The following is a 14889-nucleotide window of genomic DNA, read 5'->3' on the forward strand; positions in this document are numbered from 1 at the left end:
CGAGACAGCGCCACTTGCGGCGAACACGCTCCGCGCGCGGCGCTGTCGCCGAAAGTGTCAGCTGAACATCAGCGCGGTCAGCAAGAAATCGAGCCCGAGCACCGCGAGCGACGCGAACACGACCGTGCGCGTCGTCGCGAGCGACACGCCTTCGGGCGTCGCCTTGGCCTCGTAGCCTTGATACAGTGCGATGAAGGTCACCGCGAAACCGAAAACGATGCTCTTGACGACGCCGTTGCCGACATCGCTCCAGACATCGACGCCCGCTTGCATTTGCGCCCAGAACGCGCCGGCATCGACATTGATCAGCAGCACGCCCACGACATAGCCCCCGAGCACCCCCACCGCGCTAAAGATCGCGGCGAGTATCGGCATGGCGATGATCCCAGCCCACATCCGCGGCGCAAGCACGGTGGCGATCGGGTCCACCGCCATCATTTCCAGCGCCGTCAATTGTTCGCCGGCTTTCATGAGGCCAATCTCGGCCGTCAGCGAAGTCCCGGCCCGCCCGGCGAACAGCAGCGCGGTCACGACCGGCCCGAGCTCGCGCACGAGCGAGAGTGCGACGAGCAGCCCCAACGCCTGCTCGGAGCCGTAGCGATTGAGCGTGTAGTAGCCCTGCAGCCCCAGCACGAAGCCGACGAACAAGCCCGACACCGCGATGATGATGAACGAATAGTTGCCGACGAAGAAGATTTGCTTGACGACGAGGCTGGGCCGGCGCAACAAACGCAGCCCCTCGAGCACGACGCGCAGGAAGAGCCGCGTGGCGTAGCCCGTTCGCACGACGCGGCCGATGACCCAATGTCCCAGTGCGCTGATCATGTCCGCTCTCCCAAGCCGAAATCGGCCGCGAGCGTCGCTTGCGCCGGATAGTGGAAGCGGAACGGGCCGTCCGGGGCCCCGTCGATGAACTGCCGCACGGTCGGATCGACCGATTCGCGCAACTGCGCGGGCGTGCCCTGCGCAAGCACCGTTCCGTTCGCCAAGAAGTAGACGTAATCGGCAATCGCGAACGATTCCGGCACATCGTGCGTGACGAGAATCGAGGTGGCGCCCAGCGCCTGGTTCAACGTGCGGATCAGGTTCGCCGTGATGCCGAGCGAAATCGGATCGAGCCCCGCGAACGGTTCGTCGTACATGATCAATTCGGGATCGAGTGCGATTGCACGGGCCAGCGCCACGCGCCGCGCCATGCCGCCCGATATTTGGGAGGGCGCGAGATCGCGCGCCCCGCGCAGCCCCACGGCGTTCAGTTTCATGAGCACGAGGTCGCGGATCAGCGCTTCGGGCAGCTCGGTGTGCTCGCGCAGCGCGAAGGCGACGTTCTCGAACACCGACATATCGGTAAACAGCGCCCCGAACTGGAACAGCATGCCCATCTTGCGACGCATGGCATAAAGGCCTTCGCGCGTTTGCTTGGCGACGTCGCGGCCCTCGAACAGGACCTCGCCGCGACGCGCGCGCTCGAGCCCGCCGATCAACCGCAGCACCGTCGTCTTGCCGCCGCCGGAGCCGCCCATGACGGCCACGACCTGGCCGCGGCCGAAGCGCATGCTCAGGTTCGAGAGGACAAGACGGTCTTCGCCATAGCCGAAATCGACGTTGCGAAGCTCTAAGATGGGCTCGGAGGATGAAGGCGGCACGAAGCGGACAGTCCTGTTACGCGTTTACGCGGAAGCGGAATTATAGGGCCTCAGCCGCAACGCTGTCGTGACGTCGCCGTTACCGCCTGGACAACGCTCTGTTGCTAAGCGCCAAACGCCCGCTGCAATTCGGCGATCGCGCGCGCCAGATCGGGCGCCGCGGTGACCGCGCTCACCAGCGCCGCGCTACCCACGCCGGTGGCCGCAACCGCTGGCAGCCGCGCCAAATCGATGCCGCCGATGGCGACGAGCGGCACGTGCTCGCCCAACAGGCGCACGTAGCGTTCGAGCCGGGCAAGCCCCTGCGGCGCGGTCGGGACCGTCTTGGTGCCGGTCGGGAACACGGCGCCGAAAGCCAGGTAGCTAGGCCGAAAGTGAAGCGCGCGCAACATTTCGTAATACCCGTGGGTCGACAATCCGAGCCGCATTCCCGATTGCAAGATCGCCGAGATATCGGCCGCCTCTAGCACCTCTAGATCTTCCTGCCCCAAATGCACGCCGTATGCGCCGGCCTGCGCCGCTTCGCGCCAATGATCGTTGATGAAAACGCAGGCGCCATGCCGGCGGCCGGCCGCCACGGCCCGTCCGATCTCGGTGGCCAGTTGCTCGGGCGTCGCATCCTTCAGACGCAACTGCACGGTCCTCACCCCTAACGCCAGGACTCGTTCGACCCACTGCGCGCTCGGCACCACCGGATAAAGCCCGAGCCGCCGCTCGCATGCGGGAAACGGCTGCGACGGCGCGCGAGGCAACCCTGCGACGCGCGGGAAACGCGACAAATCGACCGGCCATGCGTCCTCGCCTCGCGTCTCGTCGCCGTCGCGCCAGGCGAGCGCGAGCACCAACGCATCGTGCGGCTCGAAGCCGCAGTCTAGAAACGCAGCCAGCGCCGCGAGCCAATCCTCGGCAAGCGTCCCTTCGAAGGCGTAGCGCGCCCCGGTGGCGGTCTTCAACGCGACCTTGCCCGCATCCGCCTCGATGAGGCTTGCACCGGCGGCCCGCCACGCTTGCGCTGCCTGCACGTCGGCCGCCGCACCGATCACGACGATCAGGTCACTCGCTCGCGCCGTATCGGGCGGCGCGAGGCAAACGCGCCAATCGACGCGCGCACGTGGCCAATCGCCCAGCCGCGCACGGATGCGCTCGGCCGCTTCGATCAGTTCGTCGGCGGGGGGCCAAAACAAATCGCGATCGGCAAAAGCGAGGGTTCTCATGCGCCGCTCCCTGCGCTACACGCGCCAACAGTGTCGCGCCGCCGCGGCCAAGCCGCGCGGCCCGTGCGCGAAAGCGAGCGCGCCGCGCTCATTGACCATCCTGATGCCAGAACGGCATGCCCACGACGGGCGTGCTCGCCTGGGCGCTGTCGCGCTCGGCCATCGGCCCTGCCTGATACGCCTCGCGACCGGCTTGCACCGCTTGCGCGAAGGCGTGCGCCATCGCCGCCGGGAGCGTCGCTTGGGAGACCGCCGTATTGAGCAGCACGCCGTCGAAACCCCACTCCATGACCTGGCACGCGTGCGATGGCACGCCCAACCCGGCATCGACGATCAAGGGCACATCGGGCAGGCGCTCGCGCAGCACGCGCAGCCCATAGGGATTGACGACGCCCTTGCCCGTGCCGATGGGCGCGCCCCACGGCATCAACGCTTCGCATCCGGCGTCGAGCAGTCTGCGGCCGATCACCAGATCCTCGGTGCAATACGGCAGCACTTTGAATCCGTCTTTGACGAGCCGCGCTGCCGCTTCGATCAAGCCGACCGGATCGGGCTGCAGCGTGTAATCGTCGCCGATCAGCTCGAGCTTGATCCAGTCGGTTTCGAACACTTCGCGCGCCATATGCGCCGTCGTGACGGCTTCGGCCACGCTCTGGCAACCGGCCGTATTGGGCAAGAGCGGCACGCCGCGGGCCTTGAGCAAATCGAAGAAGCCGGCTTCGGCCGTCTGCTCGTTCATTTGGCGGCGCAAGGCGATCGTCACCATTCCCGGGCCAGCGGCGTCGATCGCATCGGCCAGCGACTGCAGGGACGGATAGCGCGACGTGCCGAGCAGGACACGGCTTGCGAAGGTTTCACCATAAAGCGTGAGTGCGTCGGCAGCAGCGGGGACTGTGGGGTAAGCGGAGGTCATCGGATGTCCTGAAAGGCTCGAATGCTCGTAAGTCGAAAACTAGTTCGATGCTGTGAATCGCGCCGGCCACGCCATCGGCCAGCAAGGCCTCTGCCTGGCGGTACGCGGCGCGCGGGCCGAGAAGGCGCTCAGCCGCCCGCCACCGGATGAACGACGTCGATCCGGTCGCCCGCGCTCAACGTGCGCGCCGCGTGCTGTCCGCGCGCGACGAATTCGCCGTTGACCGCGACGGCGAACGGCGGGCGCGCGCCGAAGGCGGACAGCGCATCGGCGAGCGTGGCGTGCTCGGGCAGCGAAAGCGGGGTTTGATTGACTTCGATATCCATGATCGGCGAGACGTTTGGCGAGTTGACTATGACTGCGGGGTCGCTTCGGCCGCGCGCTCGCGCGACGAGGAGCAATGGAGCATCGACGACCAAGGCGACGTTTCGCGCAGCGCCGCGAATGCTTCGGCATCTTTGCACCGCCCCGCCAACAGCGCCTGCGCCAGCTCGGCGGCGGTCGCCGACACTTCGGGGGCGATCATATAGCCGTGACGGTAAAGCCCGTTGACGCGCAGCGTGTGCGCGCCGTCCCACATGACGGCGGGACGATGGTCGGGCAGCGTCGGGCGGCACTGCGTGTTCAATTCGAGGATGCGCGCCTCACCGAACCCAGGGTGAACCGCGAAGGCCGCGCTGAGCAGTTCCAGCGCCGAACGCACGCTGACGGGCGACATGTCTTCGCCCTCGATCTCGGTGGCGCCAATCACGTAGACGTCGTTCTCTTTGGGGGCGAGGTAAATCGGATAGCGCGGATGCAGCAAACGCACCGGCCGCGTCAAACCAATGCCGGGCGCTCTGATGCGCGCCACTTCGCCGCGAATGCCGCGCAAGGCCGGCAGCGCAGGCTTGGCGCCCAGCCCCCGGCAGTCGATCGTCACGCGCGCGGGCGGCAGCGCCGATTCGTCGATGCTCGTGTGCCAATGCGCCGCGACGCCGCGCTCGGCGAGCCCAGCGGCCAAGGCGCCCAGCACCTGGCGATTGTCCAACTGGCCCTCCCTCGGCAGCAACCAGCCGCTGGCGAAGCGGCCCGCCAGCGCGGGCTCGGCGAGCGCGAGCCCGTTCGCGTCGACGGGCGAGACCCCGCCGTCGGCCAGCAACGCCGCCGGCGCATTGGCTCGCATGCGGCGCTCGAACAGCGAAGCTTCGGCGCGATCGGTGTGATGCCAAACGACGAGCGTGCCGTTCCGTTGGAAGAACACGGGCTCGGGCAAGGCGGCGAGGATGCGCGGCCAGTCGTCGAGCGAGGCTGCGCCGAGGCCCACGATCAGCGGTTCGGCCACCGCCGCTTCGGCGAGCGGGGCAAGCATCGCGGCGGCGACCCACGCCGCGGACGAGGAACCGGCCGCGTCGCCGCGCTCGTAAAGGGAAACGCTATGGCCGACCCCGGCCAGGCGCCAAGCAATGAGCCGACCGCACAGCCCGCCGCCAAGAACGGCGAAATCGGGCGTGGACGGTGCAGCGGGTGAAACGACTGAACAATGAGCGGACATCGGATCGATCCTTTTCGTACGGCGGTGCGAACCGCAAACATTCGTACACAAGGACGAAACCGGCCGGTGAGGCCGGCCGGACGCGCGACGTCGGAAAGACGCGGACGCGACCCGGCGGGGAAGGACGATCCGACACGGAGCGTCCCACGCAAAGCGTTCCCGAAACTTCCCGCGCCGGTATTACCCGGATCGGGTGCGAAGGGTCTCTCTCAGCCTCGCGGCGGTACGGCTTGGCGCCATACTGCCCACCTGCAACGTGCGAAGCACCCCTGTTTCGTCGTCGGTCATTAGACCATAAAAGCCCAAGCGGCCGCAAACGCCCGGCGGCCGCGACAGGCCTTTGCGAGCGCATCGATTCAGGGGCAAGATGCCGGTCGAGCGCCTCGTCGCCGCGCTCTGGCACAATGTCCCATCGCCCGCTCCGCCGGGCGCGAGCCGGATGCGGCACGTGTTCTGCCTGCACCCGTCGTTAAGACTGTTTTAAGAGGCGCGGGCAACAATGCGCGGCAATCGAGCGCACCTTGCGGCGTGACGCGCAACGGCACTGCGCCCGTACAACCGGCCAGCTTACGCACGATGCTTTCCGCTTTCCCTACGACAATACTATGACTGCGTCCCTCAATCCCGTCCCCACGCGCGACGATGCGCCGTTTCAGATTCGCTCGATCACGGCCTGGGGTCTCATCAAGCCCTACTGGGTGTCGGAGGAGTGGAAGATCGCGTGGACCTTGTTGCTCGCGATCGTCGCGATGAACCTGACGCTCGTCGGCTTCAGCGTCTGGTTCAACAAGTGGTACGCGAAGTTTTACAACGCGTTGCAGGCAAAGGATTTGTCGCAGTTCTCGCACCTGTTGCTGCAGTTCACGCTGCTCGCGTTCGTCTTCGTCGCCCTCGCCGTGTATCGCGTCTACCTGCGGCAAATGCTCGAATTTCGCTGGCGGCAATGGCTGACGCACCGCTTCCTGCGCGCATGGCTCGGCGAACGCGCGTTCTACCGCATCGAACGCGACCGCCTCGCCGACAACCCGGACCAGCGGATCACTGACGATCTTCAATCGTTCGCCACCAACACGCTCTCGCTATCGCTCGGCTTTTTGTCGAACATCGTCACGCTGTTCTCGTTCGTCACTATTCTGTGGGCTGTCGCCGGACCGCTGACCGTCAAGCTTTCGGGCGCGACTTGGACCATCCCCGGCTATATGGTCTGGGCAGCATGCATCTACGCGATCTGCGGCTCGTATTTGATCTATCGAGTCGGCCATCCGCTCGTATCGATCACCTACCAGCAACAGCGCGTGGAAGCGGACTTCCGCTTCGGGCTCATCCGCGTGCGGGAGAACGCCGAGCAAATCGCCTTCTACGATGGGATGAACACCGAAAACGCGAATGCACGAAACATCTTCGCGCGCATTCGCGACAACTGGTGGCTCATCATGAAGTACACGCGACGGCTGAACTTCGCGTCCAACTTCTATGGCCAAGCGTCGCTCATCTTTCCGCTCGTGCTGGCCGCGCCTCGCTATTTCGCCGGCGCCTTCGCGTTCGGCGTGCTGATGCAAATTCAGAACGCCTTCAATACGGTCAGCGATTCGTTCTCCTGGTTCATCAACAATTACTCTTCGCTCGTCGAGTGGCGCGCCACCGTGAATCGTCTGCGCGAATTCAGCCGCGTGATCCAAAGCACGCATATGGGCGAAACGCTCTCGCCTGCCACCGAGCACGGCGGCATCAATCTGCACTACGTCGACGCGAACACGCTCGTCACGCACGACCTGCGCCTCGCGCTGCCCAACGGCACGCCGCTCGCCGCCATCGCCGACATCGAAGTCAAGCCGGGCGCCCGCTGGCTCGTGCGCGGGCCGTCCGGAAGCGGCAAGAGCACGCTGCTGCGCGCGTTCGCGGGCCTCTGGCCGTTCGGCGACGGCGCGATCGACGCCCCCGTCGGCGCACGCTCGATGTTCGTGCCGCAGCAGGGTTATTTGCCCATCGGCACGCTCAAAGCCGCCCTCGCCTATCCGTCCGCCGCCGATACGTTCACCGATGATGCATGCCGCGATGCGCTGCGCGCCTGCCGGCTCGAAGGCTACGTGCAGCGGCTGGCCGAATCGGCACACTGGACGCGCGTGCTCTCGCCCGGCGAGCAACAGCGTCTCGCGTGCGCGCGCGTCTTGCTGCACAAGCCCGATTTCCTGTTCCTCGATGAAGCGACGAGCGCCCTCGATACCGAAAACGAAGCCAACGTCTATCGCTTGTTGATGGAGCGGCTCCCGAACACGGCGATCGTCAGCGTCGCCCATCGCGAGTCGCTGCTTGGCTTGCACCAGCACGTCCTCGACATTGCGCGGATGGAGGAGCGCGCCGTGGCGTAACCGGTCACGCCGGCGGCACGGCCACCGACGCAAGCGCGCGGTAACGCGCGCCATGAGGCGCGAGCGTGCTCGAATAGAGCGTCAACGTATCGAAGCGAGGGGTGACGGGAAGCGTCGCTGGGTCGGGCGGCGCGCCGGCCGGCGCAAAGCCGATACCGGCAGCGGTCCCTTCGCTTTGGGCCGGCGCATGGCGTCCCGGCTCGGCCGAAGCAGTTGGCCGAGCCGAACGCGCGAATCGCGCCAGTGTGATGTGCGGGCGAAATGGGCGATGATCGTCGATGGGCAAGCCCAGGCTTGCGACGAGTGCTCGCACGCGCGCTTCGATTTCGCCGAGCCCCGCGCCCAAGGCGAAGGGCACGACGACGAGACGAGGATGCGCGACGCTCGGCCAGTATTGAACCGGCTCGGCCCGCTGAGCCGCCAAGGGCGCGACGACCGTCGCCAGTTGCGCCGCCAGCCGCGCGCCCTGCCGCGGCGGGACGGTGCCGAGAAAAGCCAACGTCATGTGCAGTTGCTCGGCGCCGACGCGCCGAGCCGCCGCGCCGACGGGCATCGCCGCCAGCGCATCGCGCGTGGCCGCATCGGGCACGAGCGCGATGAAACAGCGATGCCAATCGTCGTCGACGATCTGCCGCGAGGTCATACGATCAGCGCGGCAACTCCGAACTGCCCATCAAGAACGCGTCGACCGCGCGCGCGCATTGGCGGCCTTCGCGGATCGCCCATACGACAAGCGATTGACCGCGCCGCATATCCCCCGCCGTAAATACCTTGTCGACCGACGTGTAGTACGCGCGCTCGCCCTCGGTCGAGGCGCGCACGTTGCCGCGCGCATCCTTGTCGACGCCGAACGCGTCGAGCACGGGGGAAGCCGGCTGCGTGAAGCCCATCGCGAGCAATACCAGGTCGGCCTTCATCTCGAACTCGGAGCCCGGCACTTCCTGCATCTTGCCGTCCTTCCATTCGACGCGCGCGGCGACGAGCTTCTCGACCTTGCCGTTCTTGCCTTCGAAGCGCTTGGTCGCCACCGACCAGTCGCGGCTGCACCCTTCTTCGTGCGACGACGAAGTACGCAGCTTGATCGGCCAATACGGCCAAACGAGCGGCTTGTTCTCTTCTTCCGGCGGCTGGGGCAGCAGCTCGAATTGGGTCACGCTCTTCGCACCGTGGCGGTTCGACGTGCCGACGCAGTCCGAGCCCGTATCCCCGCCGCCGATGACCACGACGTGCTTGCCCTTGGCGAGCAGTTGGTCGGTGAGCTTATCGCCCGCGTTGACCTTGTTCTGCTGCGGCAAGAATTCCATCGCGTAATAGATGCCCGCGAGCTCTCGGCCGGGAACGGGCAGATCGCGCGGCGTCTCGGAGCCGCCCGCGATCACGACCGCGTCGAACTCGTCCTTGAGCGTGGCAGGCGAAATCGTCTCCTTGGCCGTGTTGCCGATGTAAGCCGGCAGCGCGTCCTCGCCGACGAACACGTTGGTGCGGAAAGTGACGCCCTCGGCCTCCATCTGGCGCATGCGCCGATCGATCAGCCACTTCTCGAGCTTGAAGTCGGGGATCCCATAGCGCAGGAGCCCGCCGATCCGATCGTTCTTCTCGAACACCGTCACCTCATGCCCGGCGCGCGCGAGTTGCTGCGCGGTCGCGAGCCCAGCCGGCCCCGAGCCGACGACAGCCACCTTCTTGCCGGTCTTCTTCTTGGGCGGCAACGGCGCGACCCAGCCTTCGCTCCAAGCCTTGTCGATGATGGCGTGCTCGATCGACTTGATGCCGACCGGTTCGGCATTGATGCCGAGCGTGCAAGCCGCCTCGCACGGCGCGGGACAAATGCGGCCCGTGAACTCCGGGAAGTTGTTCGTCGAATGGAGCACGTCGATCGCGCGCCGCCAGTCCTGGTGATAAACGAGGTCGTTGAAGTCGGGAATGATGTTGTTGACCGGGCAGCCGTTATTGCAGAACGGAATGCCGCAGTCCATGCATCGGGCGCCTTGAATCTTCGCGTCCTCGTCGGTCAGCGCGAGGACGAATTCCTTGTAGTGCTTGACGCGCGCGAGCGGGGCTTCATACGACTCGTGGCGGCGCTCAAACTCGAGAAAACCGGTTGCCTTGCCCATGGGGTGCTCTTCTTTCCTAAATCGTCGGTATCGGGGGGGGCCGGCGCGGGCCGCGCACGCCGATCGAAGTTCAGTCCGATCGGGGCGCAGCCGCGGGCGCCGGCCGCTCAGGTGAGGTCAGGTCGCGGCGCGCGCTCGGTGGAAAGCGCGGCGCCGCTCGTGCGTTGACCGCTTACGCAGCCATCGCCTCCTTGGCCGCTTTCTTGGCGGCCAGCTCGCCGAGCGCTCGCTTGTACTCGGTCGGGAAGACCTTGACGAACTGACGGCGCGACGCGTCCCAGTTCTCGAGCAGCGCCTTCGCGCGCGGCGAACCGGTGAACTGGAAGTGCCGCTCGACGAGGCCCTTGAGCACCGCTTCGTCGGTCTCGCCCAAATGCCAGAGGCTGCGGTCGATCGTGCGCTCCTGCTCGGCCTGCTGCAGCACCGGCTCGAGCGCGACCATCGCCTTGTTGCACTTGCCCGCGAACGCGCCGTCCGGATCGTAGACGAACGCGATGCCGCCCGACATGCCCGCCGCGAAGTTGCGCCCGGTCTCCCCGAGCACGACGACCGTGCCGCCCGTCATGTACTCGCAACCGTGATCGCCCGTGCCCTCGACAACTGCGCTCGCCCCCGAGTTGCGCACGCAGAAGCGCTCGCCCGCGACGCCGCGCAGATAAGCTTCCCCTTCGAGCGCGCCGTACATCACCGTATTGCCGCAGATGATGTTTTCTTCGGACTTGCCGCGGAAGTCGTTCGTTGGGCGAATGATGATGCGCCCGCCCGAGAGCCCCTTGCCGACATAGTCGTTGCCGTCGCCGACGAGATCGAGCGTGACGCCGCGCGCGAGGAACGCACCGAAGCTCTGACCCGCCGTGCCCTTGAGCTGGATGTGGACCGCATCGTCGGGCAATCCGTCGTGGCCGTGCTTCTTCGCGATCACGCCCGAGAGCATGGCGCCGACGCTGCGATTGACGTTGCGCACGGGCTGAATGAACGAGACATGCTCGCCGCTTTCGATCGCGGCGCGCGCCTTCTCGATCAGCGTGTGATCGAGCGCGCGGGACAAGCCGTGATCCTGCTCTTCGACGTGCTTGCGTGCGACCTCGCTCGGCACCTTCGGCAGATAGAAGATGTTCGAGAAGTCGAGCCCCTTGGCCTTCCAATGCTCGATGCCCTTCTTCATATCGAGCAGATCCGCGCGGCCGATCAGGTCCTCGAACTTGCGGATGCCAAGCTGCGCCATGATCTCGCGCACTTCCTCGGCGACGAAGAAGAAGTAGTTGACGACGTACTCGGGCTGGCCCTGGAACCTCGCTCGCAGCACAGGATCTTGCGTCGCCACGCCGACGGGGCACGTGTTCAGATGGCACTTGCGCATCATGATGCAGCCTTCGACGACGAGCGGAGCCGTCGCGAAGCCGAATTCGTCCGCGCCGAGCAGCGCGCCGATCGCGACGTCGCGGCCCGTCTTCATCTGGCCGTCGGCCTGCACGCGGATGCGCCCGCGCAGACGGTTGAGCACGAGCGTTTGCTGGGTTTCGGCCAGGCCGAGCTCCCACGGCGTGCCGGCGTGCTTGATCGACGAGAGGGGCGAAGCGCCCGTGCCGCCGTCGTGGCCCGCGATCACGACGTGATCGGCCTTGGCCTTGGCGACCCCGGCCGCCACCGTGCCGACGCCCACTTCGGAGACGAGCTTGACCGAGATGCTCGCTGCGGGATTGACGTTCTTCAAGTCGTGGATAAGCTGCGCCAAGTCCTCGATCGAATAGATGTCGTGGTGCGGCGGCGGCGAGATCAGGCCCACACCCGGCACAGAGTAACGCAGCTTGCCGATGTACTCGGACACCTTATGGCCCGGCAATTGACCGCCTTCGCCCGGCTTCGCGCCCTGCGCCATTTTGATCTGGATCTGATCGGCCGACGCCAGGTACTCGGCGGTCACGCCGAAGCGGCCCGAGGCGACCTGCTTGATCTTCGAGCGCAGCGAATCGCCGTCCTTCAAAGCGATGTCGCGCACGACCTCAGGGCCGATGACCGAGGCGAGCGTATCGCCCTTCTTGATCGGAATGCCGCGCAACTCGTTGCGATAGCGGTTTTCATCCTCGCCGCCTTCGCCCGTATTCGATTTGCCGCCGATGCGGTTCATCGCGACCGCGAGCGTGGCGTGCGCCTCCGTGCTGATCGAGCCGAGCGACATGGCGCCCGTCGCGAAGCGCTTGACGATCTCCTTGGCGGGCTCCACTTCGTCGAGCGGGATCGCCTTCGTCGGTTCGACCTTGAACTCGAACAAGCCGCGGAACGTCATATGGCGGCGCGTCTGGTCGTTGATCAGATGCGCATATTCCTTGTACGTCTGGTACGAATTACTGCGCGTGGAATGCTGCAACTTCGCGATCGCATCGGGCGTCCACATGTGGTCTTCGCCGCGCACGCGGTAGGCGTACTCGCCGCCCGCATCGAGCATGTTGGCGAGCACGGGGTTTTCGCCGAACGCTTCGCGATGCAGGCGAATCGCTTCCTCGGCCACCTCGAACAAGCCGATGCCGCCGACCTTGGACGCCGTGCCCTTGAAGTACTTCTCGACCAAATCGCTCGCGAGGCCGACCGCTTCGAAGATCTGCGCGCCCGTGTACGACATGTAGGTCGAAATGCCCATCTTCGACATGACCTTTTGCAGGCCCTTGCCGACTGCCTTCGTGAAGTTGTAGACGGCTTTTTCAGGCGAGAGATCGCCCTTCATGCCTTGCGCCAACTGCGCGAGCGTCTCCATCGCGAGGTACGGATGGACCGCTTCCGCACCGTAGCCGGCAAGTAGCGCAAAGTGATGCACCTCGCGCGCCGAGCCGGTCTCGACGACGAGGCCCGTGCTCGTGCGCAGCCCTTGCGAGACCAAGTGCGTATGGATCGCGGCCGTGGCGAGCAGTGCGGGGATCGCCACGTTGTCGCGATCGGTGCGCCGATCGGACACGATCAGCATGTTGTAGCCCGACTTCACCGCATCGACGGCTTCAGCGCACAGCGAAGCGAGCCGCGCCTCGATGCCTTCCTTGCCCCAGGCAACCGGATAGCAGATGTTCAGCTCGTAGGAACTGAACTTGCCACCCGTGTATTGATCGATCGCGCGGATCTTGGCGATGTCCTTGAAATCGAGCACCGGCTGCGACACTTCGAGCCGCATCGGCGGGTTGATGTTGTTCGTATCGAGCAGGTTCGGCTTCGGCCCGACGAACGAGACGAGCGACATCACCATGTTTTCGCGGATCGGATCGATCGGCGGGTTCGTGACCTGCGCGAACAACTGCTTGAAATAGTGATAGAGCGTCTTGTTCTTGTTGGACATGACCGCGAGCGGCGAGTCGTTGCCCATCGAGCCGATCGCCTCCTCGCCCTGCTGTGCCATCGGCGCCATCAGGAACTTCAGATCTTCCTGCGTGTAGCCGAAGGCTTGCTGGCGGTCGAGCAGCGCGGCCGCCTCGCGGCGCTCGGTCGCGACGTCCTCGGCGTTGGGCTCGATCTCGTCGAGCTTGATGCGCACCGCGTCGATCCAGCTCTTGTAGGGCTTGGCGTTGGACAAATTGTCCTTGAGCTCCTTGTCGCCGATGATGCGGCCGTGTTCCATGTCGATGAGGAACATCTTGCCCGGTTGCAAGCGCCACTTCTTGACGATCTTCGATTCGGGGATCGGCAGCACGCCCGATTCGGAGGCCATGATGACGAGGTCGTCCTCGGTGATGATGTAGCGCGCCGGACGCAGGCCGTTACGGTCGAGCGTCGCGCCGATCTGACGCCCGTCGGTGAAGGCGATCGCGGCGGGACCGTCCCACGGCTCCATCATCGCTGCATGGTATTCGTAGAAGGCGCGGCGGTTTTCGTCCATCAGCGTGTGTTGCTCCCACGCTTCGGGAATCATCATCATCACCGCGTGCACGAGCGGATAGCCCGCCATCACGAGCAGCTCGAGACAGTTGTCGAACGAAGCGGTGTCCGACTGGCCCGGGTAGATCAGCGGCCAGAGCTTGGGCAGATCGTCGCCCAGCACGGCGCTCGCGATCGCACCCGTGCGCGCGTTGAGCCAGTTGACATTGCCCTTGACCGTGTTGATCTCGCCGTTGTGCGCGATCATGCGGTACGGGTGAGCCAGTTCCCAAGCCGGGAACGTGTTCGTCGAGAAACGTTGATGCACGAGGGCGAGCGCGGAGACGACACGCTCGTCTTGCAAGTCGCGGTAATACACGCCCACCTGCCCCGCCAGCAGCAGCCCCTTGTACACGACGGTGCGCGCCGACATCGACGGCACGAAGTACTCCTTGCCGTGCTTGAGCTTGAGCGCCTGAATGCGGTGGCTCGCCGTCTTGCGGATGACGTAGAGCTTGCGCTCGAGCGCGTCGGTCACCATGATGTCCCGCCCGCGGCCGATGAAGATCTGGCGGATGACGGGCTCGCTCGCCTTCACAGCCGGAGAGATCGGCATCGCGTGATCGACGGGCACGTCGCGCCATCCCAGCACGACCTGGCCTTCCGCCTTCACCGTGCGCTCGAGCTCCTGCTCGCAGGCCAGACGCGACGCGTGCTCCTTCGGCAAAAAGATCATGCCGACGCCGTACTCGCCGGCCGGCGGCAGCGTCACGCCTTGGCGCGCCATCTCTTCCCGATAGAACGCATCGGGAATTTGAATCAGGATCCCCGCACCGTCGCCCATGAGCGGATCCGCGCCGACCGCGCCCCGATGGTCCAGATTCTCCAGAATCTTCAACCCTTGCTGGATGATCTCGTGGCCCTTCTGGCCCTTAATGTGCGCGACGAAGCCGACGCCGCAGGCGTCGTGCTCGTTGCTTGGGTCGTACAGACCTTGCGCGGTGGGTACCGAGCGGCTCGGTTGGTGGTCGTTCATGGGGGACACCGTCTTAAGAGGCCTTTGCGGCCGTTCGCATGGGAGTTAATGCAGTGATCGTCGCCAATCGCCAGCCGTGGCGGCACTTGGCGGGGAACACGGCACTTGTCGCGGATGACCGGGGTGTGAGGCGCCGCGGCGGCAAGCTGGGCTTATGGCCGCGGCGCTCGCCGAAATCGGAATATACGCGACGAATCAATGGAATAGCAAACAAAACGTGATGATC

General features: G+C 65.6%; 10 protein-coding genes and 1 riboswitch. Of the genes, 1 reads left to right on the forward strand and 9 read right to left on the reverse strand.

What is annotated here, in order from left to right; genetic code table 11:
• Nucleotides 1–57 precede the first annotated feature (57 nt).
• The 6 genes from mlaE to MMB74_RS19595 form a co-directional block, all read right to left on the reverse strand.
• Complete coding sequence (gene mlaE / locus MMB74_RS19570) at nt 58–825, reverse strand: lipid asymmetry maintenance ABC transporter permease subunit MlaE (RefSeq protein WP_277430326.1); 768 nt, start codon at nt 823–825, stop codon at nt 58–60.
• A complete protein-coding gene (locus MMB74_RS19575) occupies nt 822–1646 on the reverse strand; it encodes an ABC transporter ATP-binding protein (RefSeq protein ID WP_277430327.1) in 825 nt (274 codons plus the stop codon). The genes mlaE and MMB74_RS19575 overlap by 4 nt, the downstream gene beginning before the upstream one ends.
• A gap of 104 nt (nt 1647–1750) precedes the next feature.
• Nucleotides 1751–2860 carry a thiamine phosphate synthase gene (thiE, locus tag MMB74_RS19580; protein ID WP_277430328.1) on the reverse strand — a complete coding sequence of 370 codons (1110 nt, stop codon included), beginning with the start codon at nt 2858–2860 and terminating at the stop codon, nt 1751–1753.
• 88 nt (nt 2861–2948) lie between these two features.
• On the reverse strand, nt 2949–3773 hold the full coding sequence (locus MMB74_RS19585; protein WP_277430329.1) for a thiazole synthase: 825 nt from the start codon (nt 3771–3773) through the stop codon (nt 2949–2951).
• 128 nt (nt 3774–3901) lie between these two features.
• Nucleotides 3902–4099, reverse strand: coding sequence for a sulfur carrier protein ThiS (gene thiS, locus MMB74_RS19590; protein WP_277430330.1), 198 nt, complete (start codon nt 4097–4099; stop codon nt 3902–3904).
• 26 nt (nt 4100–4125) lie between these two features.
• Entirely contained in the window at nt 4126–5307 is a 1182-nt protein-coding gene (locus MMB74_RS19595; protein WP_277430331.1) for an FAD-dependent oxidoreductase, read from the reverse strand.
• 149 nt (nt 5308–5456) lie between these two features.
• A riboswitch (TPP riboswitch) is annotated at nt 5457–5588 on the reverse strand.
• Nucleotides 5589–5912: 324 nt separating this feature from the next.
• On the opposite strand from MMB74_RS19595, the gene MMB74_RS19600 reads away from it, so the two are divergent.
• Nucleotides 5913–7676, forward strand: coding sequence for an ABC transporter ATP-binding protein/permease (locus tag MMB74_RS19600; protein WP_277430332.1), 1764 nt, complete (start codon nt 5913–5915; stop codon nt 7674–7676).
• A gap of 4 nt (nt 7677–7680) precedes the next feature.
• Here MMB74_RS19600 and thpR read toward each other — a convergent pair whose 3' ends face one another.
• The 3 genes from thpR to MMB74_RS19615 all read right to left on the reverse strand — a co-directional run bounded on the left by thpR (nt 7681) and on the right by MMB74_RS19615 (nt 14663).
• Nucleotides 7681–8319: an RNA 2',3'-cyclic phosphodiesterase gene (gene thpR / locus MMB74_RS19605; protein WP_277430333.1), complete on the reverse strand. Its 639-nt coding sequence runs from the start codon at nt 8317–8319 to the stop codon at nt 7681–7683.
• 4 nt (nt 8320–8323) lie between these two features.
• Nucleotides 8324–9790: a glutamate synthase subunit beta gene (locus MMB74_RS19610; protein WP_277430334.1), complete on the reverse strand. Its 1467-nt coding sequence runs from the start codon at nt 9788–9790 to the stop codon at nt 8324–8326.
• A 172-nt stretch (nt 9791–9962) separates the two neighbouring features.
• Nucleotides 9963–14663 (reverse strand): glutamate synthase-related protein, encoded by a 4701-nt coding sequence (locus tag MMB74_RS19615; RefSeq protein WP_277430335.1) that lies wholly within the window; start codon nt 14661–14663, stop codon nt 9963–9965.
• Nucleotides 14664–14889 lie beyond the last annotated feature (226 nt).

Source organism: Trinickia sp. Y13 (assembly GCF_029522115.1).
Taxonomy (GTDB): domain Bacteria; phylum Pseudomonadota; class Gammaproteobacteria; order Burkholderiales; family Burkholderiaceae; genus Trinickia.

What these genes read in the sequence shown, in the direction of transcription:
- thpR (WP_277430333.1), bottom strand. Translation starts at nt 8,319, where the DNA reads ATGACCTCGCGGCAGATCGTCGACGACGATTGGCATCGCTGTTTCATC.
- MMB74_RS19585 (WP_277430329.1), bottom strand. Translation starts at nt 3,773, where the DNA reads ATGACCTCCGCTTACCCCACAGTCCCCGCTGCTGCCGACGCACTCACG.
- MMB74_RS19615 (WP_277430335.1), bottom strand. Translation starts at nt 14,663, where the DNA reads ATGAACGACCACCAACCGAGCCGCTCGGTACCCACCGCGCAAGGTCTG.
- MMB74_RS19610 (WP_277430334.1), bottom strand. Translation starts at nt 9,790, where the DNA reads ATGGGCAAGGCAACCGGTTTTCTCGAGTTTGAGCGCCGCCACGAGTCG.
- MMB74_RS19595 (WP_277430331.1), bottom strand. Translation starts at nt 5,307, where the DNA reads ATGTCCGCTCATTGTTCAGTCGTTTCACCCGCTGCACCGTCCACGCCC.
- thiE (WP_277430328.1), bottom strand. Translation starts at nt 2,860, where the DNA reads ATGAGAACCCTCGCTTTTGCCGATCGCGATTTGTTTTGGCCCCCCGCC.
- mlaE (WP_277430326.1), bottom strand. Translation starts at nt 825, where the DNA reads ATGATCAGCGCACTGGGACATTGGGTCATCGGCCGCGTCGTGCGAACG.
- thiS (WP_277430330.1), bottom strand. Translation starts at nt 4,099, where the DNA reads ATGGATATCGAAGTCAATCAAACCCCGCTTTCGCTGCCCGAGCACGCC.
- MMB74_RS19600 (WP_277430332.1), top strand. Translation starts at nt 5,913, where the DNA reads ATGACTGCGTCCCTCAATCCCGTCCCCACGCGCGACGATGCGCCGTTT.